The organism is Isoptericola cucumis (genome assembly GCF_014635665.1).
GTDB classification, from domain to species: Bacteria; Actinomycetota; Actinomycetes; order Actinomycetales; family Cellulomonadaceae; genus Isoptericola; species Isoptericola cucumis.
On sequence record NZ_BMDG01000008.1, the window covers coordinates 201880 to 228125 of the forward strand.

Sequence of the window (26246 nt, forward strand, 5' to 3'; positions counted from 1 at the left end):
CACCGCGTGACAGCGCTGTCAAGGCTGAGAACTCATCACGACGTAGCGATTCCTTCGCCTCCACGTGCGGGAGGCGAAGGAATCGCTACGTCGGTCAGACCGTCGCCACCGTCAGCGGCAGCTCACGGCGTCGTACTGGGCCTGGATCGTCTCGCGCACCGCGTCGTCGCCGTGGCCCTTGACCACCTCGGCCGACACGGTCCCGGCGTCGATCGCCCCGAAGCGGACGTCGAACGCCAGCCGGACGGTCTTGCCGGGCCGCACGTGCCCGAACGTGCGGTCGCCGAAGCGGGTGCTGACCCGCACGGCCACCGGCGCGTCCTCGTCGTTGACGACCCGCACCCAGACGAAGCCCACGGGCCCGGCACAGCGCGTGGCGGCGCTGACCCGGACGTCGAGGGCCGGACCGGTCACCGTCACCGGGACCTCGACGACCTGGCTGGTCCAGCCGTCGTCGACGACGACCGAGGCGGTGTACTCGCCTGCGGCCTCGTAGGCGTGGGCACCGCTCACCTGCGCCCCGCCGTCGGCCGCGGTCACCGTCCCGGGGGCGACGTCGGAACCGTCGCCCCACGTGATCGCCGCCCGGTACCCGTCGTCGGCGGCCCGGCCGCCGGCGACCTCGGCGACGACCGCCTCGGTCTCCTCGCCCGCCGCGACGGTCACGCCGTCGGCCGGCGTCACCTCCAGCGGCGCGTGCTCGGCCGGCGTGCCGTCGTCGGCCACCGCGAACACGTGGATGCGGCCCTCGTCGCCCGGCGTGCCCGGCTGGTCGGGGAGCGTCAGGCGGACCGCCTGCTTGCCCTCCGGCAGGTCGGTCGGCGTCGTCGCGAAGACGGCGGCCGGGGTGTTCGAGAGGCCGTCGCCGTTCAACCGCCGCTCGGTGACCGCGACCGGCAGGTTGCCGAACGCCGGGTCGTGCGCCGTGCCCGACCAGTCGCCGAAGCTGAGGTCGATCGGGGCCGTGCTGCCGTCGTCGAACGTCAGCACCCCCTCGGCCTCCTGGTTGCGCTGCGTCGCCGTGCCGACCACCGAGAGCTGCGTCGCGTCCGTCCCGAGCTCCAGCTCGATCTCCTGACCGTCGCCGCTCGCGTTGTCCGGCTCGCCGGCCGGGATCGCGGGCACGTCGAACGTGAGCTCCGTGCCCGGCACGGTGCCGCGCTCGCCCTGGACGAACCCCTCGGCGGCGAGCTGCGCCTTGTCGAAGGACGCGCCGCCGGCGTCACAGCTGACCCCCGCGCCGACGGCGCCGAGGCACGCGGTGTCGTAGGCCGCGAGCAGCGACCCCTCGCGCACGAGGGCGACCGTCACGTGCGAGGTCGCGGTGACCACCCGGTCCCCCTCGGTCGCCGTGACCGTGACGGGGTAGACCCCCGGCTCCTTCCAGGTGTGCGCGGCCTGCACCGCGAACCCGCCGAACTTGCCGGGCTTCAGCGTCGCGTCCACGGCGTCGGAGCCGTCGCCGAACGCCACCTGGACGTCGACCGACCCCGCGTCGCCCTCGACGCCCACGAGCGTCCCGAACTTCCCGGACACCTCGTCCCCGGTCCGCGCCTCGCGGTCGGCGGCCGCCGTGAGCGTGAGCTCCTCGGCCCCCGACTCGCGCGGGTCGGCGAGCAGCTCCAGCTCGGACAGCTTCAGCGCGCCCTCGCCCGCAGCCGCGGTGACCGTGAGCCGGTACCGCGCGAACGACGCCGGCTCGGCGACGGTGAACGGGCGGGTCTGGTGCGCCCACCGGAACTCCTCGCCGTCCCGCTCGTCGAGAACCGTCCACGAGGTCCCGTCGTCGGAACCCTCGAGCCGCCACGCCGTCGGCGTCGCCGCCGCGCTGCCGGCCGACGTGAGTGTGTAGGTGCTCGCGGCGGGCCGGATCCCGTCCCCGGTCCAGGTGACGACCGGGTTGTCGGCCTGGAACGTCGTGGCCGTGGCCGAGGTGTCGTCGGTGAGCGCGCCCACCTCCTCGGCGGCCCCGTCGGCCACCGTCACCTTCCCGAGGCCGGTCGCGTCGGCGGCCGGGGCCGGCGGCTCGTCGCCCTCGGTGAGCGACGGCAGGCTGTCGTCGGGGCCCGTGCCCCAGTCGGACGGCTCCGGGCCCATGGCGAAGTCCAGCGTGGCGCCGCCCGTCAGGTCGTCCTGCGACAGCGACGTCGACGTGCGGGCCTCGCCGTCCACCGCGAGCGACTGCACGTAGACGTTGTCCACCGAGTTGTTCTCGGCGTTGACCACGAGGTCGCCGTCCGGCAGGTGCACGGTGGCCTTGTCGAACAGCGGCGACCCGATCGCGTACTGGTCGGAGCCGACCTGCAGCGGGTAGAAGCCGAGCGAGGCGAAGATCCACCACGACGACATCTCGCCGTTGTCCTCGTCGCCCGGGTAGCCCTGCCCGATCTCGCTGCCCGTGAACATGCGGCGCGTGACCTCGCGGACGATCTCCTGCGTCTTGTGCGGGGCGCCCACGGCGTCGTACAGCCACGGGATGTGGTGCGAGACCTGGTTGCTCATGCCCCACATGCCCATGCGCACGTCGCGCGCCTCGCGCTGCTCGTGGATGCCGCCGTTCCCGGCGCCGAGCTCGGGCGTGCTGAAGAACTCGTCGAGCTTGTCCTCCAGGCCGTCCGTGCCGCCGTAGAGGTTGGCCAGGCCGCGGGGGTCCTGCGGCGCGTGGAACGCGAAGTTCCAGCCGTTGGTCTCCGTGTACCCGCCGCCCCACGACGCGGGGTCGTAGTCCTCCGGCGCCGTCGCGAACTCCCCGTCCGCGTGCCGCGGGGCGAAGAACTCGGTCTCCGGGTTGAAGAGCTCGCCGAAGTGGGTGGCCCGCTCGAGGAGGTACTCCGACTCCTCGCGCAGCGTCGCGCGACGCTCGTCGGGCGTCGCCGGGTCCTCGGCGAGCGCGGCGGCCATGGTGCCGATGCCGAAGTCGTTGACCAGGCCCTCCAGGCCCCACGACACCGACTCGTGCGTGGCCTCGGGCGTGAACCCGAGGAACGGCGACGTCTCCAGACCCTTGCGGCCCACCGCGTTGTTCGGCGGTGCCACCGTCGCGTTCTTCAGCGCGGCGTCGTAGGCGTCCAGGGCCTTGTCGGTGGGCAGCGAGCCCTTCACGTAGGCGTCGGCGAACGCGACGTCCGAGCTGGTGCCGGTCATGAGGTCGGCGTAGCCCGGCGACGACCAGCGCGCGATCCACCCGCCGTCGCGGTACTGCTGGGTGAACCCGTCGACGAGCTCGGTCGCGAGCTCCGGGTAGAGCAGCGAGTACGCCGGCCAGGCGGTGCGGTAGGTGTCCCAGAAGCCGTTGTTGACGTAGACCTTCCCGTCGACGATCTTGGCGTTCGTCTCGGTGTCGGTCGCGTCGCCGGACGGGTCCGAGACCGGGCTCGCGTACTGGTACGCGGGCTCGGCCGCGGTGCCCGTGTTCTCGAACTGCGAGTTCGGGTACAGGTTCAGCCGGTACAGGTTCGAGTACAGCGTCACGAGCTGGTCGGTGGTGGCGCCCTCGACCTCGACGACCTCCAGGCGGTCGTTCCACGTCTCCGTCGCCGCGGCCTTGACCTCGGTGAACGAGCGCCCCTCGACCTCGAGCGCCAGGTTCTTGCGCGCCTGGTCCAGGCCGATGAACGACGTCGCGACGCGCAGCTCGACGGTGTCGTCCGACGACGTGTCGAAGGTGGCGTAGCGCGCGTCCCCACGGTCGCCCGCGGCGGCGCCGACCTCGGACGGCGCCCGGTCGAAGGTGCCCGCGACGAACATGCGGGTGCGCCCCACGGACAGGCCGCTGCCGTTCTCCACCCAGCCGGACAGGGTGCCCGTCTCGGGGTCGAGGTCGAGCTTCGAGTCCCCCTTCACCTTGTCGACCAGCGCGTGCCCGACGTCGCCCGGGTAGGTGAAGCGCAGCACCGCACCGTGGTCGCTGGGCGTGACCTCGAGCGCGCTGTCGTCGGCGAAGGTCACGCCGTAGTAGTCGGGACGCGCGGTCTCGTCGGCGTGGGAGAACGCGAGGCCGCGCTCGGCCAGCGTGCCGCTCGGCGTGCCCTCTCCGGTGGCCGGCAGGAACGCGAGCTGGTTGCGGTCGCCCATCCACGGGCTGGGCTCGTGCGAGATGCCGAGCCCCTCCAGGACGGGCTTGTTGTTCGCGTTGTTGCCCTTCTGGTACTCGTACAGCCAGGTGTCGGAGTCCGCGTTCGTCATCGGGACCCAGAAGTTGAAGCCGTTCGGCACCGCCGTGGCGGGGATGTTGTTGCCGCGCGAGAAGCTGCCGCTGGACTGGGTGCCGCGGCGGGTGTCCACGTAGTTCGCGAGGCTCGAGCCGTCGATCGTCTCCGGCTCTGCCGTCAGCGCCACGTCGTCGAGCCAGCCGGCGAAGTCGGTCCCCGCCGTGCCGCCCGGGTTGTCGTAGCCGAGCAGCACCTGGTCGACCGTCTTGCCGGCGGCGACGGCGCCCAGGTCCACGCGCACGGAGTTCCACTGGTCGGCGTAGAGGATCTTGCCCTCGCCCTGGGCCTGGGCCGTCGCGCCGGTGCCGTGCCCGTCCCGCGCGTCGAGGTCGGACAGGTAGGTGCCGTCCGTGAACCGCAGGTCCACGGCGGCGAACGTCGAGGGGTACTGCAGGTCGTCGAGCAGCTCGGGGAAGACGACGTAGCTCAGCCGGGTGTCGTCACCGACGGCGATGTCGACGTCCTCGTACAGGACGTTCGTGCCACCGGCGGTGCCGTCGCCGGCATGGGAGCCCGCGTAGCGCAGCGCGTGCTTCCCGGAGAACCCGACGTCCTTCTTGTTCGTCCAGTCCACGTCCGCCGGGCCGGTGCCGACCCGCGTCCGCATCCCGGCCGCGGGGGGCTCGGCGTCGAGGTTCTCCTGCCACGGCTCGCCGTCGCGCTCGGCGACGGCGTCCTCCAGCGGCGCGGCGTCGCCGTCCTCGAACGAGGACGCGAAGTCGCCGGCCTCGGCCGCCGGTGCTGCTGGTGCCGCGGGTGCTGCCGATGCCGCCGGGGCGGCGACGACGGCCAGCGGCGCGAGCACCGCCGTGGCGAGGGCGGACGACAGGAAGGTGGTGAGCCGGCGCGGCCTGCCGCGCTGCCCATGTCGTCGGATGCTGGTCATGGTCTGGATCTCCCTTGATCATTCCGTCGCACGCGCGACCTTGACAGCGCTGTCGGTTCGGGTCGAACGTATGGGCGGACCGTTGCCCTGTCAACGCGTAGGCACCGACGTGGCCGGTCGCACCTCGCCGCTGCCACGCTCCACGAGGAGCGTCGGCACCACGACCAGCTGCGCCGGGCGCGTCGGGTCGGCGGCCCGCGCCATCGCCAGCGCCGCCGCCTGCCGGCCCATCTCCGCGGCGTCGTACCCGATGACGGTGACGCCCAGCAGGTCGGCGAGCTCGAAGTCGTCGAATCCGATCAGCGCCACCTGCCCGCGCTCCGCGACGGCCGAGCCCTGGCGGTCGCGCAGCGCGTGCAGCGCCCCGACCGTGATCTTGTTGTTCGCCGTCACGAGGGCGGTGGGCGGTTCGTCGAGCGACAGCAGCTCCGTGACGAAGGCGCGGGCCCGGTCGGCGTCGTGCGCGCCGTCGCGCACGTACCGGCCGGGGTCCGCGATCCCTGCCTCGGCGAGCGTCGCGACGAACGCCTCCTTGCGCTCCTGGAACGTCCACAGGCGCGACTCGTCCCCCACGAGCCCGATCCTGCGGTGCCCCCGGGCCAGCAGGTGCGACACCGCCGTCCGCACACCGCCCCGGTTGTCGATGACGACCGTGTCGGCCTCGACGTCGAGCGCCGGGCGGTCGACGAGGACGACGGGCAGCCCGCCCGCCAGCTCGTCGCGCAGCGCCGGGTGCTCGCGCGCCGTGGACGTGACGACGAGCGCACCGACCCGTCGCTCGACCAGCTCCTCCGTGAGCGCCCGCTCCCGCTCCGGGTCCTCGTCGGTGCTTGCGGTGATGAGCTGCAGCCCGCGCCCGCGCAGCTCCCGCTCGATCCCGCTGGCGAGGGCCGAGTAGAACGGGTTCGCGAGGTCGCCGGTGACGAAGCCGACCAGGCGCGACGCGCCCCCGCGGGCGAGGTCCGCGGCCACGGCGTTGCGTCGGAACCCGAGCGCCAGCGCCGCCGCCTGCACCCGCTCCCGGGTCGCCGTCGCCACGTTGGGCTCCTGGTTGAGCACCCGGGAGGCCGTCTTGAGGCTCACGCCCGCGCGCTGGGCGACGGCGGCGAGCGTCGGGCGCCGGCCGCCCCGGGAGTGACCCGCGAGCGGCGAGGCCGCGGGTCCGTGCGTGTCGTACGTCATCAGGTCTCCCGGCGCCGGCGGACAAACGTGTCGACGACGATAGCCAGGACGAGCACCGTTCCGGTGACCATCTGCTGCGTGGCCAGGTCGAGATCGAGCAGGGTCAGCCCGTTGGCGATCGACTGCAGCACGAGCACGCCCACCAGGGCGGACCAGGCTCCGCCGCGGCCGCCGAAGATGCTGGTGCCGCCGATGACGGCGGCCGCGATCGCCGTGAGGTAGGTGTCGGTGCCGCCGGTGCCCTGGTTGGCGGCGGCCAGCCGGCCCGCGGCGAGCACGCCCCCCAGCGCGGCCAGGCCGGAGCAGGCGGCGAAGCAGGAGATGACGGTGCGGTTGACGGCGACGCCCGCGAGCCGCGCGGCTCGCCGGTCGCTGCCCACGGCGCGCACCGACCGGCCCCAGCGGGTGCGGCGCAGCAGCACGTCGGCGACGACGACGAGCCAGACGAACAGCACGACGGAGTACCCGACGCCCCGTGCGGTGCCGAGGTACGCGACGGTGCCCACGAGGACCACGGCCAGGACGCCGGTGCGCGCGGCGATGCTCCCGAGGCTCGGGGCCTGCAGGTCCGCCTGCAGGCGGCGGAAGCGGTCGGCGAGGTGCAGCGTCGCGGAGCCGGCGACCACCACCACGACCAGGCACCAGGCCACGACCGGCGGCAGGAAGCCCTGCTGCACCGTGCGCACCAGCCACGACTCGAAGGGCAGGTTGATCGACCCGGCCGGGCCCAGCACGCGCATCTGCACGCCGGCGAGGAGGAGCAGCCCGCCGAGGGTGAAGACGAAGCTCGGCACCCCGAGCCGCGCGGACAGCAGGCCGTACCCGAGCCCGACGACGACCCCCACGGCGATGGCCGCGAGGATCGACACCGCGACCGGCCAGCCGAGGTTCACCGTGCCGACCGCGACCACGGCGGCCGCGAGGCCGCTCAGCGATCCGACGGACAGGTCGATCTGCCCCACCAGCAGCACCATGACGACGCCCAGCGCGATCACCCCGACGGGGGCGCTCTGCAGCGTGAGGTTGACGAGGTTCTCCGCGGACAGGAAGGCCGGGTCGATCACCCCGAGCACGAGCCACACGAGCGCGAGCGCGCCCAGCGCCGGCAGCATGCTCAGGTGCGCGCCGCGCACGCGGTCGACCAGCCGGGACGGTCCGCCCCCGCCGAAGGGCTGCCGGTCCTCGGTGACGACGGCGCTCATGGCGCGACCGCCTTCCGGGAGCCGCCGCGGCGCGTGCCGGGCCGCACCGCTCCGGTCATCGCGGCGAGCAGGTCCTCGTACGAGGTGTCACCGGTGAAGACGTCGTGCACCTGCCCCAGGCGCAGCACCAGGATGCGGTCGGCGACGGCCTGCAGGTCGGCCGCCTGGTGGCTGATGAGGACGACGGCGTGACCGCGCTCGCGCAGCCGCACCACGAGGTTGAGCACCTCCGCGGTCTGGCGCACCCCGAGGGACGCCGTCGGCTCGTCGAGCACCACGACGCGCGGGGAGCCGAGCAGGGCGCGGGCCACCGCGACGACCTGGCGCTGGCCGCCCGACAGGGTGCGCACCGGCTCCCGCACCGACGGCACGGTCGCGGCGAGCTGGTCGAGCAGCGCCCACGCCCGGCGCTCCATCGCCACCTCGTCCAGGAGCGGGCCGCGGCGCGTCTCGTGGCCGAGGAAGAGGTTCTCGACCACGTCGAGGTCGTCCATGAGCGCGAGGTCCTGGAAGACCGTCGCGATGCCGAGCGCGCGGGCCGTCGCCGGGGGGTCGAGCACGACGGGCGCGCCGTCGAGGCGCACCTCGCCGGCGTCGGGCCGGTACGCGCCGGCGAGGACCCCGGCCAGCGTGGACTTGCCGGCGCCGTTGTCCCCGACGACCGCCAGGACCTCCCGCTCGCGCACGTCCAGGTCCACGTCCACCAGCGCGTGCACGCCGCCGAAGTTCTTCGACACCCCGCGCAGCGACAGCACGGGCACCGGCGTCTTCTCCTGCACCCTGTCCCCCGTCATGACACCAACCCCGCGGCGCGACAGGCCTCCAGGTAGGACGGGGTGCAGATCTCGTCCACGCTGTGCACGTGGCCGTCGACGATGACGCGCTGCACGTCGCCGGCCGCGACCGCGCGCGGCGCGAGCAGCAGGGTGGGGACTCCGCCGATGGACGCCGTCGCGCGCGGCGACTCGCCGCGCAGCACCCGCACGGCGAGCTCGGCCGCGGTGCGCGCCTGCTGCGTCGTGGCCTTGTAGACGGTCATGTACTGGTCGCCCGAGAGCACGCGCTGCACGGCGGCGAGCTCGCCGTCCTGCCCGGTGGTGGGCGGGACGGGGTCGAGGCCGGCGGCCTTCATCGCGGAGATCGCACCGCCGGCGATGGAGTCGCTCGCGGCGAAGACGCCGTCGACCTGGTCGTCGAAGCGGGTGAGCATGCCTTCCACCCACTCCGTGGCCATGTCGGGGCTCCAGTCGGGGGTCTCGTACTCGGCGAGCACGTCGATGTCCTCTCCTTCCAGCGCGCGGTGGACGCCGGCCGCGAGCGCCTCCGCGTTGGGGTCGGTCGTCGCCCCGTGCACCAGGAGCACCCCGGGGCGCCTGCCCGCCGCGCGGGTCCCGTCCTCCTCGGCGCGGGCCTTGACGGCGCCGACGAGGGCCTCGCCCATGAGGAATCCGATCAGCTCGTTGTCGAACGACACGTAGTAGTCCGCGCCGTCGAGGAACCGATCGTAGGCGACGACGGGCACTCCCAGCCGCTGCGCCTGGACGACGATGCTCTTGGCCGCGACCGCGTCGACGGCGTCCAGCACCAGCACGTCCACGCCGCGCGAGAGCATCGACTCGGCCTGCTGCAGCTGGTCGGCGGCGTCCTGGGCCGCGTTCGCGTACAGCACCTCGCACTCGGGGCAGCGGCGCTCGACGACGGAGACGAACGTCGGGTGGTCCGTCGTCTCGTAGCGGGCGGTCTTGGCCTCGGGCAGCAGCAGCCCGACGGTGCCGGCGCGCAGGCCGGGTGACGCGGCCTCGCCGGGGGCGTCGTCGTCGCTGCTCGCGCACGCCGCCAGCACCGACAGCGCGAGCACCGCCGCGAGCGCGACGGCGAGGAGCCGGGCGAGGCGGCCGTGCGAGCGGAGGCCCTGCGAGCGGTGGCCGTACGGCGCGGTCCGGACCGTGGTCATGCGCTCACCACCCCCAGCGCGCCGCCGACGCGGGCGGAGTCGAGCGCGACCACCAGCGCCCCCCGCACCTCGGCGGTGGCGCCGAGCGCGGCCGCGACGACCTGCACGGGACCGGCGGCGGCGGGCACGGTGCGCTGCTCGACGACGGTGCGCATGGGGCCGAGCAGGATCTCGCCGGCCTCGGCGAGCTGTCCGCCGACGACGACGATCTCCGGGTCGACGATGTTGCACAGGCTGGCGGTGGCGACGCCGAGGTGCTGACCGGCGTCGAACAGCACGCGGCGGCAGCCGGCGTCGCCGTCGCGCGCCCGGTCGATGACGTCGCGCAGGGTGAGGGGCCCGCGGCTGGAGGACAGCATCCCGAGCAGCACGCCGGCGCCGGCGAAGGTCTCGAGGCAGCCGCGGTTGCCGCAGCGGCAGATGGGCCCGTTCTCGTCGATGGTCACGTGGCCGATCTCGCCCGCGACGCCCGAGCGCCCGTGCACGACCCGGTCCCCGAGGACGATCCCGCCGCCGATGCCGTGCGAGACGCGCAGGTAGGCGACGGCGTCGTGCCCGACGCCCGCGCCGTGCCGGGCCTCGGCGAGCGCGCCGAGGTTGGCCTCGTTGTCCACGTGCACGGGGGCGCCGAGGTGGTCCTCCAGGATCTGCGGCACGTCGACCCCGTCCCACCCGCGCAGCATGCCGACGGTCGAGATGCGGCCGGTGCGGACGTCGACCGGCGCGGGCACCCCGACGCCGACGCCGAGGAGCTCGTCCGGGGCGGCGTCGACGGCGGACAGCATCTCGCCGACGAGCAGTGCGGCACGCCGCAGCCCGGTGTCGGCGCGGTGGTCGGGGGCGAGCGGCATGTGCTGGTCGGCGAGCACGCGCATCGACGCGTCGGCGACGGCGACGCGCAGCGAGCGGGTGCCGAAGTGCACACCGGCGACGAGGCCGAGGTTGCGCGCGAGGGTGACCTTGAGTGCCCGCCGCCCGTTGCGGGTGGAGTGGGCGGTGTGCAGCACGCCCGCGCTGGTCAGCTCCTTGACGATGTTGGAGACGGTGGCCGGGGACAGGCCGGTGACGCCGGCCAGCTCGATCTGCGTGAGGGAGCCACGCTGCTGGACGGCGCTCACGATCCGGGCTCGGTTGGCCTCACGCAATGAAGTCTGGGAGCCCGGGGTCACCCGGTCTGCGCGCACGCGGTCAGGATAGCGGCCGGGCGCCACACGAACCCCGGCTTGAATCAACGATCTGACCCGAAAGTCACGATCCGGCGTCTCTTGCGTTCATTTCTTGACATCAAGGTGTCCGACTCGTTGGATGGGCCACGGGTTCGAGGGCGCGCCGACGCGTCCGACCGACCGGGCCGAGGTGGTCCCGGACGGTGCCCGACCGACGAAGGTTGAGGGACACAACGATGCGACTGAATCGCAGGACCAGCGCGACGGTGGCGGGCGCCGCCCTCGTGGGCCTGGCGCTCGCCGCGTGCGGCGGCGGCACGGACGACGGCGGGACGCCCGAGGCGGGCGGTGGCGGCGGCGGCGAGGTCGAGGTCTTCACCTGGTGGGCGGCCGGCTCCGAGAAGGCCGGCCTCGACGCCCTGGTCGGCGCCTTCGACGAGCAGCACCCCGACGTCACGTTCGTCAACGGCGCGGTGGCCGGCGGCGCCGGCTCCGCGGCGAAGGACCTGCTGCAGACGCGGCTCCAGGCGCAGGACCCGCCGGACACGTTCCAGGCGCACGCCGGCGCGGAGCTGCAGGACTACATCGACGCCGCGCAGATCGAGGACGTCTCCGCCCTCTACGACGAGTTCGGCCTCACGGACGCCTTCCCCGCCGACCTCCTGGACCGGCTCAGCACCGAGGACGGCGCGATCTACTCGATCCCGTCGAACATCCACCGGGCCAACGTCGTGTGGGCCAACCCCACCGTCCTCGAGGACAACGGCGTCGACCCCGAGGCCACGTACGAGGACCTCGACGCCTGGATGGCCGACCTCGACAAGCTCAAGGCCGCGGGCGTCACCCCCCTGTCCGTCGCGACGACGTGGACCCAGGTCCACCTGCTCGAGACGGTGCTGCTCGCCAACCTCGGCCCGGAGGCCTACACCGGCCTGTGGGACGGCTCGACCGACTGGGCGGGCGCCGACGTCACGGCCTCGCTCGAGGACTTCGAGAAGCTCATGAGCTACACCAACACCGACCGCGACGGGCTCGACTGGCCCGAAGCCACCCAGATGGTGATCGACGGCAACGCCGCCTTCAACGTCATGGGCGACTGGGCCGTGGCGGCGTTCGAGGAGCAGGACAAGAAGCTCGGCGCCGACTTCACCGCGTTCCCGGTCCCGGGCACCGACGGGACATTCGACTTCCTCGCGGACTCGTTCACCCTCCCGGTGGGCGCGCCCAACCCCGACGGGGCCAAGGCGTGGCTCGAGACCGTCGGCTCCCTCGAGGGCCAGGTCGCGTTCAACAAGGCCAAGGGCTCCATCCCGGCCCGCACCGACGCCGACCCGGCGGACTTCTCGGAGTACCAGCAGACGGCGATCGAGTCGTTCGGCAGCGACACCATCGTGTCCTCGCTGGCGCACGGCGCCGCGACGCCGGTCGCGACGCTCAACGCCGTCTCCGACGCGACGAGCAAGTTCACCACGGGGGCCTCGGACCTCGCGACGTACCAGCAGGAGCTGGCCGCCGCCGTCCAGGGCTGACGCCCCGCCGTCACCACCGCGCGCCGCCGGGCCGGTCCCGGCGGCGCGCGCCCCTGCCCGTCCTCCGACCGGGAAGACCACCATGCTCAAGAAGCTCCGGCGAGCCGGACCGCCGCTCCTCCTGCTCCTCCCGTCCCTGATCCTCGTCGGCGTCTTCGTCTACGGGCTCATCGGCGTCAACTTCGCCACGTCGGTCACCGACAACCACACGGCCGCGCAGGCCACCGGCCAGGAGCCGTCGGTGGTGGTGTGGTTCCGCAACTACCTCGACCTGCTCGGGTCCGAGGCGTTCCAGCACTCGCTGGTCAACCTCGTGCTGTTCACCGTGGTGTTCCTCGTCGGGACCATGGTCATGGGCTTCGCCTGGGCCTGGATGCTCGACCGTCCGGTGCGCGGTGAAGGGTTCTTCCGCTCGATCTACCTGTTCCCGATGGCAGTCTCGTTCGTCGCCTCGGGTGTCGTGTGGCGCTGGCTGCTCAACTCCAACCAGGGCGAGAGCGCGTCGGGCCTCAACCGGCTCTTCCAGATGATCGGGCTCGACTTCCTCCAGAACAACTGGTGGAACAACGTCACCTTCGGCATCGTCGCGATCGCCGTCCCGGCGATCTGGCAGCTCTCGGGCTACGTGATGGCGCTGTTCCTGGCCGGCTTCCGCGGCATCCCCGACGAGCTGCGCGAGGCCGCCCGCATGGACGGCGCGAGCGAGTGGAAGCTGTACCGGCACGTGCTGTTCCCGCAGCTGTCGCCCATCGCGCTGTCGGCGCTGATCATCATCGGCCACATGTCGCTGAAGTCGTTCGACCTCATCATGTCGATCTCGAAGCCGGCGAACTACCAGACCAAGGTCCCGGCGGTCGACATGTACGTGTTCAAGTCGAGCTTCGACTACGCGAACTCGGCCGCGGTCGGCGCGATCCTGCTGATCATCGTGGCCCTCGTCATCGTGCCGTACCTGATCCACTCGAACCGATCGGAGAAGCGATGACTGCCGTCGAGTCCACGCCGGCCACGCCGACCGGGACCAGCGGCACGCCGGTCGACCTGGGCCGCCGCGGGGCGCGGGAGCGCTTCACCGCCGGGCGCACGGCCAAGTACGCGGCCCTGCTGCTGTTCGTGGTCATCGTGCTGGTCCCCGTGTACGTGCTGCTCGTGACGAGCTTCAAGGGCGCGGGCGACGCCAACCCGGCGCGCGCCTGGAACCTGCCGCAGACGTGGACCACGGAGAACTGGCAGACGGCGTGGACCACGCTGTCGCCGGCGATCTGGCGCTCCGTGCAGATGGTCGTGCCGGCCGCGATCATCTCGGCGGTGCTGGGCTCGCTCAACGGGTTCGTGCTGTCGCGCTGGACGTTCAAGGGCGCCAACCTCGTGTTCACGCTGATCCTGTTCGGGATGTTCATCCCGTACCAGGCGGTGATGATCCCGCTGACGCAGCTGGTGCTCGACATCGGGTTCCCGGGCGGCATCCCCACGCTGATCCTGCTGCACGTGGTCTACGGCATCCCGATCACGACGCTGATCTTCCGCAACTACTACATGACGGTGCCGCACGAGCTGGTCGAGGCGGCGCGCGTCGACGGCGCGGGCATGCTGCGCACGTACTGGTCGGTGCTGCTGCCGATCTCCGTGCCGAGCTTCGTCGTGGTGCTGATCTGGCAGTTCACCAACGCGTGGAACGACTTCCTGTTCGCGGTGTTCTTCTCCTCGAGCCAGAACGGCCCCGTCACCGTCGCGCTGAACAACCTCGCCAACGGCGCGCTGCTGCAGGACTACGGCGTGTCGATGGCGGGCGCGCTGCTCGCGTCGCTGCCCACGCTGCTCGTGTACATCATCCTCGGCAAGTACTTCGTCGGGGGCCTGATGTCCGGTTCCGTCAAGGGCTGACGCCCACCCGCCGGGGAGGCGGTGCGCACGCCTCCCCGGCAGTCCGGTCGTCCCGCCGCGGACCGGACCGCACCTTGTTGACAACGCTGTCCCCCTCCTGCCGACGACGTCTGGAGCCTCTGATGTCCCCTTCCCGGTCCTTGATCGGCCTCGGCCTGGCGGTCGCGCTGCTCGCGCCCGCCGCGGCCGGTGCCTCCGCACACGCCGCGCCCCCGACGAAGAGCGCCAGGAGCGGCGCCGCGGTGCAGCTCGACGGCCACGACGTCGCGTCTCCCGACGGGACGCTCGACCTCACCGTCGGCCTGGTGGACGGCCGCCTCACCTACGACGTCGTGCGCGACGGCACGACGACGGTCGTCGACGCCTCGGGGCTCGGCCTGGTGCTGGGCGACCCGGACGTCGACCTGACGAGCGGGATGTCCATCGAGTCGGTCGAGCGCGACGTGGTCGACGAGACGTGGACCCCGGCCTGGGGCACGGAGTCCTCCGTCCGGAACCACGCGAACGAGCTCACCGTGCACGCCCGCCACGCGTCGGGCCTCGAGGTCGACGTCGTCGCGCGGGTGTTCGACGACGGCGTCGGCTTCCGCTACGTGCTCCCTCGCCAGGAAGCGTTGGCGGGCGGGCCGTTCACCGTGACCGAGGAGAGCACCGAGTTCGCCCTCCCGACGGACCTCACCGCGTACTACCTCGAGGCCGGCACGACCTGGCGCGCGGACGAGAAGCACTACCGGACCGCTCCGGTCGGCGACGTCGAGACGGCGCAGACGCCGATCACCTTCGCGCGGGACGACGGCCTGTTCCTCGCGGTGCACGAGGCCGACCTGACGGACTACGCGAGCATGACCCTCAAGCGTGTCGACGGCGCGCCGGGAACGTTCGTGAGCGACCTGATCGCGCTGCCGGACGGGACCAAGGCGGTCCTCGACGCGAGCGAGCGCGACGTCGTGACGCCGTGGCGCACGGTGCAGGTGGGTCGGGAGGCGGGTGACCTCGCCGAGTCGCACCTGGTCCAGAACCTCAACGACCCGTGCGCGATCTGCGACGTCGACTCCGACGGCGACGGCGCCGCGGACACGACCGACTGGATCGACGCCGGCACCTACACCGGCGTCTGGTGGGAGCTGCAGCGCCGCGACACCACGTGGAACGCGGGCCCGAAGCACGGTGCGACGACCGAGCGCATCAAGGAGTACGTCGACCTGGCTGCCGAGGCCGGGGCGAAGTACGTGCTCGCCGAGGGGTGGAACACGAACTCGGGCGGCTCGTGGACGGGCCAGGACTTCGTCACCCCGCAGGCCGACGTCGACATCGACGAGGTGCTCGGGTACGCGGAGTCGAAGGGGGTCGGCTTCATCGCGCACAACGAGACGCGCGGCTACGTCGACTACTACGACGCCCACCTGGAGGAGATCTTCGCGCAGTACGAGGAGTGGGGCGTCCACGCCATCAAGACGGGCTACGCGACCCGCTTCGAGCTCGGGGGCGTGAACCGCAGCACCTTCGACCAGGAGGCGGTCAAGCACTTCCAGCGCGTGATCGACGCCGCGGCCCGGCACGAGATCTCGATCAACGCGCACGAGGCGATCAAGCCCACCGGCAAGGAGCGCACCTACCCGAACATGATGACGGGCGAAGGTGTGGCGGGCATGGAGCAGCAGAACTACATGGGGTCGAACGGCAACCCGCCGGAGCAGGCCACGATCCTCCCGTTCACCCGGTGGATCGGCGGCCCAGCCGACTACACGCCGGGCGTGCTCGACGTGCTGTGGGACCCGGCGAACCTGGGCACGCGCGTGCAGACCACGACCACGACGCAGCTCGCGCTGTACACGACGTTCTACAGCCCGCTCCAGATGCTCGCGGACACCCCGGAGAACTACGCGAAGCACCCGGAGGCGTTCGAGTACCTCCGCGACATGCCGGCCACCTGGGACGAGTCGCACGTCGACGCCGAGATCGGCGACCACGTCACCACCGCGCGACGCAGCGGCGACGACTGGTACGTCGGTGTCGTCACCGACGAGCACGACCGCACCCTGGACGTGCCCCTCGACATGCTCGACGACCGCACCACCTACGTCGCCGAGATCTGGGCCGACGCCCAGGACGCGAGCTGGAAGGGCAACCCCACCGCCGTCGAGGCCACTCGGTCGCTCGTGACCTCCGAGGACGTGCTCAGCGCATCGCTCGTGGGCGCCGGCGGCCAGGCCGTGCGGCTGCGCCCGGCCACCGACGCCGACCTCGCGGAGCTTCCGGCGTACGCGCGGCCGAGCATCGAGCCGGCCGGGCAGCCCGAGGCCTCGTACGACCCGGTGGCCCGGACCGTCCAGGTCACCGTCGACGCCCACAACAGCGGCACGACCGCGACGCAGGCGAGGCTGCTCGTCGACGGCGAGCCGGTCGACGCCCCGGCGGCACGGGTCGGCGGCGGACAGACACGGGAGCTGACCTTCACCCTCACGGCCGAGGACGTCGTGTACGCCGCGCAGTCCCGGATCGCGCTCGAGTCGGGAACGGGCGAGGTCGGTGACCCGGTCACGGTCTCCCTCCTGCCGTTCCCCGACGCGGGGGCGCTGGGCGCGCTGATCCACGACGCGCGGATGGCCGGCGACCTGTCCAAGAAGGCCGAGCGTGAGCTGCGGGCGCGCACGGACGCGCTGGTCACCGTGGCCGAGGCCGGTGACCTTGCCGGCACCGAGCGGGCGGCGCAGGCGGTGCGCACCTTCGCCGTCACGCAACGCCCGCGGGACCTCGCCGGCACGACGCTGGGCGCGCTCGACGCCGCGGTCGCCCCGTGGCTCGGCGACCTCGTCGGCATCCCGGCGATCCTTGCCGACCTGCACGCGGCCGAGGAGGCGCGGGACCTCAACCCCGCCACCGCACGCAAGGCCCGCACGCCGCTCGCGGCCGCGCTGGAGGCGGCCGTCGAGGGCGACGACGACGCCATGAACGCGTCGCTGGAGCGTGCCGCAGGGGTGCTCGACCGTGGTCGGGGCGATGCCGTACCGGCCCTCGCCGCAGCGGTCGACGCGCAGCTCGTCGAGCTCGTCCTGGAGGCCGAGGACGGGACCCTGTCCGGGGGCGCGGTCACCACGACGGAGCACCCGGGCTACACCGGCACCGGGTTCGTCCGCACCCTCTCGAAGCGGGGCGCTGCGCTGCAGGTCGACACGGGCGCCGCCGCCGGGACGACCTACGACGTGTCGTTCCGGTACGCGAACGGCATGGTCGTCGCACCCCTCGACCGGCAGCTCTCGCTGACGGTCGACGGCGAGTCCGTCCGCCCGCTGTCGTTCCCCAACCTCGGTCAGGACGCCGAGCGGTGGCGCCGCTGGGGGTACACCGCACCGGTCCGTGTCGTGCTCGACGGTTCCTCGGACGCCGTCGGCCTCCGGTACGAGCCGGGCGACAGCGGGAACGTCAACGTGGACCACGTGCTCCTCGTCCCGACGCGGGGTGTCCTGCCGGTCGACCGCTGATCGAGAGAGCCGCACACCCCCGTCACCGACGACGGGCCGACGAGAGGAACTCGATGAGGACAGCAGCCGAACGCCCCGCACGTCCCCGGCCGCGCCGCGCGATGCTCGCGGCCGTGCTCGCGGCGACGTTCCTGGCCCCGGCGGCCGGCGCGACCGGCGCGGCCGCCGGGGCCGAGCAGGACACCGCCCCGGCCGCGCACGGCGCGCCCGACCCGATCGCCGCGGACTACTACGAGGCGCTGCTGCGCCACACCCGCTGGGTGGAGACGGTCTGGGACGAGGACGCCGGCGTGTACCAGGCCAAGGACATGAACTTCGCCGTCGTCCTGGGCAACGCCGTGCTGCTCACCCACGGCGAGTACGACGAGGAGGTCGCGGGCATCTCCGAGGACGACCTGCGGGCGCACACCCTCGCGACGATCGAGCACTACGCGGACACCAACCGGCTCGTCGACCCCGACGGCACGTGGGGCAAACGGCTCTTCTGGGACTCGACGTTCCAGTCGTACTTCCTCGCCGCCGGCACGCTGCTGTGGGACGAGCTCGACGACGCCACCCGGGCGAACCTCACGACGATCGCCACCGCGCAGTCCCGCTACACCGCGGACCTCGACTTCGGCGACGACCCCCTCTCCGGCTCGTGGACCGCGGACTGGCCCACGGGCAAGCACCGCGGCGACACCGCCCAGGAGGAGGCCGGCGTCTACACGCAGGCGCTCGCTCCCGGGCTGGCGTGGGCGCCCGAGGACCCCGACGCCGCGCGGTGGGCCGCGCAGCTCGGCGACTGGGGGCGCAACGCCGCCGGCCAGCCGACGGCGGACCGCAACAACCCCGCCGTCGTCGCCGGCAAGGCGGTGTCGACCAACACGATGCAGACGATCCACGACTCGTACCTCGTGGAGAACCACGGGTCGTTCGGCCCGCACTACCAGTCGGACATCTGGCGGTCGGGCGGGCGCAACGCGATCCACTTCCTGCTCCGCGACGAGCCGCTGCCGGAGATCCTCACGCGGCAGCCCAACTCGGCGGAGCTGTGGGAGTCGATCAAGCTCGTGATGTCGGGCCAGGGCGAGCCGTTCATGCCCATGGTCGCCGACCGCGAGTTCCTCTACGGCCGCGACGCCATCCCTATGGCGTTCCTCGGCCAGGTGCTGCGCGACCCCGACGCGGCGCGCGCGGAGGCGAACCTCGCCGGGGCGCTCGAGGACTACCAGGCCTACCCGCCGGTCGACCGGCTGACGAAGTTCTCGGGCGAGCCCAAGTACGAGCCGGAGGCCCGCGCCGAGATCGCGATCTCCTACCTGCTGCACGTCGAGGCGGCCGAGTCGGCCGCCGGTCCCGTGGAGCCGACGCCGCAGGACGAGTTCTTCGACCGTCTCGCCGGGGTCCGAGACTTCGGCGCCGGACCGGGCCTGACGGTCCAGCAGTCCGCGGACGCCTGGACGGCCGCGTCGAGCCGCAAGGGCTTCGTGAAGTTCCCCTGGGTGCCGCAGCACGACTCGTGGCTCTTCCACGTCTCCGGCTCCACGCCGTACCTCTACCCCACCACGGGCGCGACGGTCGACGAGCGCCGCGTGCGCACCTACACGTCGCCGCGGGACGGCTTCGAGGGCACCACGTCGGTGTTCCGGGTCGGCGACGGGTACGCCGGGCAGGCCACGCTCCCGACCGGGGCCGCGGTCTACGCCTCGACCGGGGCCGGGCCCGACGACGCGAGCCTGTCCGTACGCAACCTCGACATGGGCGGGTACGCGGGGCTCGACGGGTCGCGCACGTACACGACGGCGGAGGGTGAGACGACCGCGTCCCTTCCCACGGCCCGTCCCGCCGACCCGGCCGACGCGAACGCCGCCCGGGTCGACGACCTCACGTTCGCGCCCGTCGAGGCGCGCTACGTGCGGATGCTCGGCCAGCAGGGGAATCCCCGGTACGGGTACTCGATGCACGCGTTCCACGCCTACGGCGCCGACGAGGGTGCGGCGGACGACCTCGCGGCCGGCCGGCCGGCGACGGCGTCGAGCGAGGACGCGGCGAACGGCCGCACGGCAGCGCGGGTGACCGACGGCGACCCGTCGACGCGGTGGGCCGTGGCGGTCGGCGAACGCTCCCGCCAGGACTCGTGGGTCCAGGTCGACCTGGGCTCCGAGACGACCGTGGGCGGCGTGCGGCTCGCCTGGGAGGCTGCTGCCGGCGAGCGGTACCTCGTCCAGACGTCGACGGACGGCGAGTCGTGGACGACGGCGACCGCCTACGGGAAGGCGCCCGCGGACGTGAACGTGGCACGGCTGGACACGGTGGACCTCGTCCCGCCGGGCGCGCAGGAGCCGGCCCCGGTCAGCGCCCGCTACGTACGCATGCAGGGCGTGCGCGGGAATCCCGAGTACGGCTACTCGCTCTACCACCTGCGTGCGTTCGCCCCGGACGGGACGGACGTCGCCGCCGGCCGCCCCGCCACGGCGTCCAGCGCCGACGGCGGGAATCCGGCGAGCGCCGTCACCGACGGGGGCGCGAGGACGCGGTGGGCCGTCTCGCGCGCCGACCGCCCGCGGCCGGACTCGTGGGTGCAGGTCGACCTCGGCGCACCGGTCGACGTGGCCCAGGTGCAGCTCGGCTGGGAGTCGGCCGCCGGCCAGGAGTACCGGGTACAGACGTCCCTCGACGGGGTGACGTGGCACGACGCCGCGTCCTTCCGCTACACGGGCGACCAGGTGCTCAGCAGCGACGGCTCCTGGATCGACGTGGAGGGCGAGGCCGGGTTCGTCGTGCGCGGCACGGACGCGCCGATCACCGTGTCGCGGGCGAGCGACACCCGGCACGTGGTGCGCCTCGCCGACGGCGCCACCGGGCCGCGGCTCGTCGAGATGGTGCCCGGCGACGCCGCCGCCGCGGCCGCGCAGGCCGACCGTCCCGTCCCGACGGCCGACGACCCGGGCCTGCTCGTCAGCGTCGTGGACGGCTACCTCGTCGCCTTCAACCTCACCGATGCCGACGTCGCGAGCTCCGTCACCGTGCCGCACGCCGGCGGCGAGGTCGCGGTCTACGAGGGCACGCAGGAGGTCGGCGCGACGTCGTCGACGCTGGCCGTCGAGGTCGGCGCCGGCGAGGCCGTGGTGCTGGCGCCCCGGGCCACCGTCTCCCTGCGCGACGGCGGCACCCCGGCCGGCGTCACCGTGCGCGCCGCCGACGCGCGGACGTTCACCCTCGTCGGGCGGGGCGTGCCCGTGACGGTGACGAACGCCGAGACCGGCACCGCCCGCACGGTGGGCGCGACGCCGTCGGGCACCCCGCTGCGGTTCGGCGCGGCGACGGCGTTCCCGGTGGTGGACCTGGCGCTGAGCACGCTCACGTTCCCCGCGTCGGTGCTGCCGGAGGGGATGACGTCCCCGTCGGCCGCGGTCGACGGCGACGACGCGACCGCCTGGGTGCCGGGTCCGGGCGGCCGCATGGTCACGGACCTCGGGGCGGCGCACGACGTCGGTCGCGTCGTCACGTCGTGGGAGCGCGGAGGGTCCCCGTCCGCCGTGGTCTCGGTCAGCGACGACGGGCTGACCTTCACCGACGTCGGCACGATCCGGGGCGGGCGGCCCGAGGGCGGGCTCGACGTCGCCCGGAAGGCCCGGTATGTCGCGCTGACCACCACGTGGGGCGAGGGCGACCCCGGGCTCACCGCCCTGCGCGTCCTGCCCGCGGCGGAGTGAGGACGGCACCTCGCCGGTCGTAGCCCCCGAGGCTGCGCACAGGGCCCGACGGCTGTGGATGGTCTCCACAGGTGTCGGGCCCTGCGTGCACCCTGGGGGCATGACGACGACCACCCCCGCGGCCCGGTGCTTCGGCGACGGCGACCCCCTGTACGAGGCGTACCACGACACCGAGTGGGGCGTGGAAGTGCACGGCGAGGCCGCACTGCTGGAGCGGATCGCGCTGGAGGGGTTCCAGTCCGGCCTGTCCTGGATCACCGTGCTGCGCAAGCGGCCCGCGTTCCGGGAGGTGTTCCTCGACTTCGAGCCCGAGCGGGTGGCGGCGCTCGGCCCCGACGACGTGGAGCGGCTGCTCGGCGACGCGCGCATCATCCGCAACCGCCAGAAGATCGAGGCCACGATCGGCAACGCGCGGGCGGTGCTCGCGCTCCACGACGAGGGGCGCACGCTCGACGAGCTCTTCTGGTCGTTCGCTCCCCCGGCGCGCGAGCACCGGCTCGGGGCGTGGGACGTGGTGCCCGCCAGCACACCCGAGTCGGTCGCGCTGGCGAAGGCGCTCAAGAAGGAGGGCTTCCGCTTCTTCGGGCCGACGACGGCGTACGCCGCCATGCAGGCGTGCGGGCTGGTGGACGACCACCTCGCCACGTGCCCCGTGGTCAGTCGCCCGGCCACTCCCCGACGAAGCTCTCGAACGCCCGGGCGCCGCCCCGGTCGATGAGCGCCTTCACCACCGCGAAGATCGCGCCCTGCAGCAACGACGCGAGCACGATCTCCCGCAACCGGTACTCGGACTGCAGCGGCCCCGGCACGTCGTCGGGGTGGCCTGGCGCCACCCGCTTGTACACCTGCTTGAACACCTGGCCGGCCACGATGCCGCCGACGATCGAGCTCACGATCCCGACCGGCCGGTACAGGATCTTCGCTGCCTTGCCGCCCTGCCGCTCGGAGCGGTCCACGCTGGTCGTCTCGCTCATGTCACGACGGTAGGCCGTCCCCGGCCGGCCCGCAGCGAGGGCGGGCACGTCGTCCGCGGGACCGTCGCCGAGCGGCCCGCCCGCTCACCTGGTCGAATGGCGCCATGGCGGGATTCTGGTGGGGTCTCCTCGGCAGCTCGTCGCTCCTGATCGGCGCGGCCCTGGTGCTGTGGCGCACCCCGAGCCGCCGCCTCACGGGACTGATCATGGCGTTCGGCGCGGGCGTGCTGATCAGCGCGGTCGCCTACGACCTCGTGGAGGACGCCGCCGGCGCGGCCAGCGGCTGGGTGCTGCTCGGCGGCCTCGCCGCGGGGGCGCTGACGTTCTTCGTCGGCGACCTGCTCATCGACCGCCGCGGGGGTCGCGACCGCAAGCGCTCCTCGGGCGCGCAGTCGGAGGGTTCCGGCGGCGCCATCGCGCTGGGCACCGTGCTCGACGGCGTCCCGGAGTCGGTGGTGCTCGGCTCCACGCTGGTCGGCGGCGGCGGGGTGAGCATCGCCGTGCTGTCGGCGGTGTTCATCTCGAACCTGCCCGAGGCGATGTCGGCCACCGTGGGCCTGCGCCAGGCGGGGACGTCGCGGACGCGGCTCTTCCTGCTCTGGGGCGGCACGACGCTCGTGTCCGCGCTCGCCGCCGGCGTCGGGTACGCCGTGCTCGGCACCGCCGACCCGGCGACCATCGCCGTCGTGCAGGCCTTCGCCGCGGGCGCGCTGCTGACCATGCTGGTCGACACGATGATCCCGGAGGCCACCGAGCACGGCGGGCCCGTGACCGGGCTCGTCACCGTGCTCGGCTTCGCGACCGCCTTCGGGCTGTCGTCGCTCGGCTGAGGCCGGCCGGCGGGCCGCCTCCGACGTCGTGACTTCTTCGGTTCCCGGTCCGGGAGCCGAAGAAGTCACGACGTCGAGGCGGGGCGAGCATCAGGCAGGGGCGCCGTCACCCTTCTCGAACGCCGCCGGCCGCTGCTGGACGGCGCGCACCCGGCCGACGTCGAGCTTCTCGGAGCGGTCGAACCGGTAGATGCCGTTCTGCTCCTGGAACACGTCGGTGAGCTGGGTGTAGCAGTAGCCGAACATCAGCGGGTCGTCGAGCAGCGCGTCCGTGAGGCCGGCGAACCGGGAGTGGAAGCCCTCCTCGTCGGCGACGCGCTGGCCGTAGCCCCACGACTCGGCTCGGTCGTCGCCGGCGGCCTTGGCCGCCTCCTCCGGGTTCCACCAGATGCCGCCGTACTCGCTGACGAAGTACGGCTGGCCCCGGTACGGCTGCGAGATCGGGCCCTCGTCGTAGACGTTCGCGTACGGGGCGCCGGACGCGAGCCCGCCGACCTGCTCGGCGAACGCCGCCGGCTCCTGCTCGTAGTTGTGGGAGTCCCACACGTCGGTCTCGAGGACGCGGTGCGAGTAGCCGCTCGCGTCGAGCACGGGCCGGGACGGGTCGGCGAGCTTGGTCGCGAGGAACATGCCGCGGGTGACGTCGTCGAGCTGCGTGATCCGGTCGTTGAGGAGCTGGTGGGTCTCGTTGAGCGGGCACCACCCGATGATCGACGGGTGGGAGTAGTCCCGCTCCAGCGCCTCCAGCCACTCGGTCACGAACGACGTCGTCGGGCGCTGGTGGTCGTCGCGGCGGCCGAAGTCCCCCGCGCCCCAGTCGCCGAACTCGCCCCACACGAGGTAGCCGAGGCGGTCGGCGTGGAACAGGTAGCGCTCCTCGAAGACCTTCTGGTGCAGCCGCGCGCCGTTGAAGCCGGCCTCGAGGCCGAGCTCCACGTCCCGCAGCAGGGCGGCGTCGCTGGGCGCGGTCATGAGCGACTCGGGCCAGTACCCCTGGTCGAGCACGAGCCGCTGGAAGACGGGCTCGCCGTTGATCCGCACGGCCTTGCCATCGATCGCCACCGACCGCAGGCCGGCGTACGAGCGCACGGTGTCGACGACGGCGCCGTCCGCGTCCTGCAGCTGCACGTCGACGCCGTACAGGTGCGGGTCGCGGGTCGACCACGGCCGCACGCGGTCGGCCGGGATCTCGACCCGGACGGCGGGCGCCAGGTCGAGGTCCGCCCGCACCGACGACGACGCGACCGGGCCGGCCTCGTCGCTGACGGACACGACGACGCGGTGCCCGCGCCGGTTCTGCGTGAGCGGCACGCGCACGTCGAAGGTGTGCCCGGCCAGGTCGGGGGTGATGCGCGGGCGGCGCAGGCTCGCGCCCGGCACCGGCTCCATCCACACGGTCTGCCAGATGCCGGTGGTGCGGGTGTAGTGGCAGTCCTTGTTGGCGTAGAGGCCGGACTGCTTGCCGCGCGCCTGCGGGATGCCGCGGTGGTCGCGGGCGCGCACCACCACGGTCACCGTGTCGCCCGGGGCGGCGACGCCGTGCAGGTCGGCCGTGAACGGCGTGAACCCGCCGCGGTGGCGCACCACCTCGGTGCCGTCCACCCAGACCGTCGCGTCGTGGTCGACGGCGCCGAAGTGCAGCAGGACGTGGGTGTCGTCGCCGCCGACCTCGGCCCAGTCGGCGGGGACCGTCACCTCGCGGCGGTACCAGACCGCCTCGAGGAAGTCGGTGTTCTCCACCCCGGACAGCTCGGACTCGGGCGCGAACGGCACCGTGATCGACCCCGTGAGCGGGCTCTCGCGCAGCCCGCGCTCCAGGCCCGAGTCGCCCGGGTCGATCTCGAACTGCCAGGTGCCGTTGAGGTTGAGCCACCGGTCGCGCACGACCTGCGGCCGCGGGTACTCGGGGCGCGGGACGTCCGCACCGGTCGGCGCGGAGGGCGGGTCGAGGAGGTCGAGGAACGGGGTGTGACTCATCGGTAGTACTCCATGCGGTCGACGTTGATCGGAAGGCACCTGCGATTCAACCCGCCATCGGCCCAGAATGCAACGTTGTACCAGCAGGTGGTTCAGAGCGACGACGCCGGGCGGCTGCTCTCGCGGACCAGCAGCCGGTGCGCCACCACGGCATCCTCGGGCTCACCCGCGTCCCCCTCGACCTGCGCGACGGCCCGCCGGACGGCGTGCTCGGCCAGCGCGCCGACGTCAGGCGCGACGGTGGTGAGCGACGGGTTCGCGAACCGCCCGTCCTCGGTGTTGTCCCAGCCCACGACGGCGACGTCGGCCGGCACCGCCACACCGTTGAGACGCAGGGCGTGCATCGCGCCGAGGGCGAGCTGGTCGTTGCCGCACAGCAGCCCGTCGATCTCCCCGACGCGCGCGAGCACGCCCTCCACCGCCTCCGCGCCGGACTGGCGGTGGTACTCGTCCACCGGCAGCACCCAGCGCTCGTCGACCGCGATCCCGGCGGCGTCGAGCTCCTCGCGGAACCCCTGCAGCCGCTGCGTGCTCGACCGGACCGCCTCCTGGCGCTCGGCCCCCAGGAACCCCAGCCGGCGCCGCCCGGAGTCCAGCAGGTGCCGGGTGGCCTCGCGGGCGGCACGGACGTTGTCGATGCTCACGTGGTCGGTGCCGAGCCCCTGACCTGCCCTTCCGTCGGGAGGCGTACCGCCGTCCCGCTCGCCCAGGAGCACCATGGGCATGGCGCCGCGCAGCCCGTCCACCTCGGCCAGCGAGAGGGCGAGCGGCGAGAACACGATCCCGTCGATCAGCCGCACGTCGAACCCGCGCGCGACCGATCGCTCCGCCTCCGGGTCGCCCCGCGTCTCGTCGATGAACACCCGGTACCCACGGTCGCGCGCCGCGACGATGACGGCGTGCGCGAGCGCGGCGAAGTACGGCGAGTCGATCTCCGGCACGGCGAGGGCCAGGATGTTCGTCCGCCCGCGCCGCAGCTGGCGGCCGGCCAGGCTCGGTCGGTACCCGAGCTCGGCGATCGTGCGCTCGACGCGCTCGCGCGTCGCGGCGCCCACGCGGCCCGTGTCGTTGACGACGTTCGACACCGTCTTCCAGGACACGCCCGCGGCGGCCGCGACGTCCTTGATGCCCGGCGGCCTGCCGGCCCGTGCCCTCGTGGTGGGGCCGCTGTCCACGGGCCCGTCGGCGTCGACCCCGTCCGCGTCGGCTGCTCGCACGGTCCTCCTTCGTGATCAGGGCCGAGTCTTGACGCCCGGCCCGGGGTAGTCCAT

The 26246-nt window shown here is 73.3% G+C and carries 16 protein-coding genes; 7 read left to right on the forward strand and 9 right to left on the reverse strand.

Translation table 11 applies throughout. The features are described from left to right. Positions 1-111 precede the first annotated feature (111 nt). The 6 genes from IEW03_RS13220 to IEW03_RS13245 form a co-directional block, all read right to left on the reverse strand. A complete protein-coding gene (locus IEW03_RS13220; protein ID WP_188524153.1) occupies positions 112-5097 on the reverse strand; it encodes a GH92 family glycosyl hydrolase in 4986 nt (1661 codons plus the stop codon). Positions 5098-5187: 90 nt separating this feature from the next. After that, positions 5188-6279 carry a LacI family DNA-binding transcriptional regulator gene (locus IEW03_RS13225; RefSeq protein ID WP_188524154.1) on the reverse strand — a complete coding sequence of 364 codons (1092 nt, stop codon included), beginning with the start codon at positions 6277-6279 and terminating at the stop codon, positions 5188-5190. Then, positions 6279-7481 carry a sugar ABC transporter permease gene (locus tag IEW03_RS13230; RefSeq protein WP_188524155.1) on the reverse strand — a complete coding sequence of 401 codons (1203 nt, stop codon included), beginning with the start codon at positions 7479-7481 and terminating at the stop codon, positions 6279-6281. The genes IEW03_RS13225 and IEW03_RS13230 overlap by 1 nt, the downstream gene beginning before the upstream one ends. Then, positions 7478-8275 (reverse strand): ATP-binding cassette domain-containing protein, encoded by a 798-nt coding sequence (locus IEW03_RS13235; RefSeq protein WP_188524156.1) that lies wholly within the window; start codon positions 8273-8275, stop codon positions 7478-7480. Before IEW03_RS13235 ends, IEW03_RS13230 begins: the two co-directional genes overlap by 4 nt. Then, positions 8272-9435 carry a substrate-binding domain-containing protein gene (locus IEW03_RS13240; RefSeq protein ID WP_188524157.1) on the reverse strand — a complete coding sequence of 388 codons (1164 nt, stop codon included), beginning with the start codon at positions 9433-9435 and terminating at the stop codon, positions 8272-8274. Before IEW03_RS13240 ends, IEW03_RS13235 begins: the two co-directional genes overlap by 4 nt. Next, on the reverse strand, positions 9432-10619 hold the full coding sequence (locus tag IEW03_RS13245; RefSeq protein WP_229737982.1) for an ROK family transcriptional regulator: 1188 nt from the start codon (positions 10617-10619) through the stop codon (positions 9432-9434). The genes IEW03_RS13240 and IEW03_RS13245 overlap by 4 nt, the downstream gene beginning before the upstream one ends. Before the next feature lie 218 nt (positions 10620-10837). Here IEW03_RS13245 and IEW03_RS13250 point away from each other — a divergent pair, with 218 nt between their 5' ends. The 6 genes from IEW03_RS13250 to IEW03_RS13275 all read left to right on the forward strand — a co-directional run bounded on the left by IEW03_RS13250 (position 10838) and on the right by IEW03_RS13275 (position 21912). Next, the gene (locus IEW03_RS13250; protein WP_188524158.1) at positions 10838-12130 is read left to right on the forward strand and encodes an ABC transporter substrate-binding protein; all 1293 of its coding nucleotides are present in this window, start codon (positions 10838-10840) and stop codon (positions 12128-12130) included. Between the two features lie 82 nt (positions 12131-12212). Next, positions 12213-13115 carry a carbohydrate ABC transporter permease gene (locus IEW03_RS13255; protein WP_188524159.1) on the forward strand — a complete coding sequence of 301 codons (903 nt, stop codon included), beginning with the start codon at positions 12213-12215 and terminating at the stop codon, positions 13113-13115. Continuing rightward, positions 13112-14014 carry a carbohydrate ABC transporter permease gene (locus IEW03_RS13260; protein WP_188524160.1) on the forward strand — a complete coding sequence of 301 codons (903 nt, stop codon included), beginning with the start codon at positions 13112-13114 and terminating at the stop codon, positions 14012-14014. Before IEW03_RS13255 ends, IEW03_RS13260 begins: the two co-directional genes overlap by 4 nt. 122 nt (positions 14015-14136) lie before the next feature. Continuing rightward, positions 14137-17496, forward strand: a complete 3360-nt coding sequence (locus IEW03_RS13265) for a glycoside hydrolase family 97 N-terminal domain-containing protein (protein ID WP_188524161.1) — start codon at positions 14137-14139, stop codon at positions 17494-17496. 53 nt (positions 17497-17549) lie between these two features. Further along, positions 17550-21194 carry a discoidin domain-containing protein gene (locus IEW03_RS13270; RefSeq protein WP_188524162.1) on the forward strand — a complete coding sequence of 1215 codons (3645 nt, stop codon included), beginning with the start codon at positions 17550-17552 and terminating at the stop codon, positions 21192-21194. 100 nt (positions 21195-21294) lie between these two features. Continuing rightward, positions 21295-21912 (forward strand): DNA-3-methyladenine glycosylase I, encoded by a 618-nt coding sequence (locus tag IEW03_RS13275; protein ID WP_188524163.1) that lies wholly within the window; start codon positions 21295-21297, stop codon positions 21910-21912. On the opposite strand, the gene IEW03_RS13280 is transcribed toward IEW03_RS13275, so the two are convergent. Then, a complete protein-coding gene (locus IEW03_RS13280; protein WP_188524164.1) occupies positions 21851-22168 on the reverse strand; it encodes a DUF4235 domain-containing protein in 318 nt (105 codons plus the stop codon). The genes IEW03_RS13275 and IEW03_RS13280 overlap by 62 nt on opposite strands. Positions 22169-22272: 104 nt before the next feature. Between IEW03_RS13280 and IEW03_RS13285 the strand changes: the two genes are divergently transcribed. Beyond that, complete coding sequence (locus IEW03_RS13285) at positions 22273-22998, forward strand: ZIP family metal transporter (RefSeq protein ID WP_188524165.1); 726 nt, start codon at positions 22273-22275, stop codon at positions 22996-22998. 90 nt (positions 22999-23088) lie between these two features. Here the strand turns inward: IEW03_RS13285 and IEW03_RS13290 are convergent, their stop codons facing one another. Further along, positions 23089-24975: a glycoside hydrolase family 2 protein gene (locus IEW03_RS13290; RefSeq protein ID WP_188524166.1), complete on the reverse strand. Its 1887-nt coding sequence runs from the start codon at positions 24973-24975 to the stop codon at positions 23089-23091. A 92-nt stretch (positions 24976-25067) separates the two neighbouring features. Further along, entirely contained in the window at positions 25068-26192 is a 1125-nt protein-coding gene (locus IEW03_RS13295; protein ID WP_229737983.1) for a LacI family DNA-binding transcriptional regulator, read from the reverse strand. Positions 26193-26246: the final 54 nt, after the last annotated feature.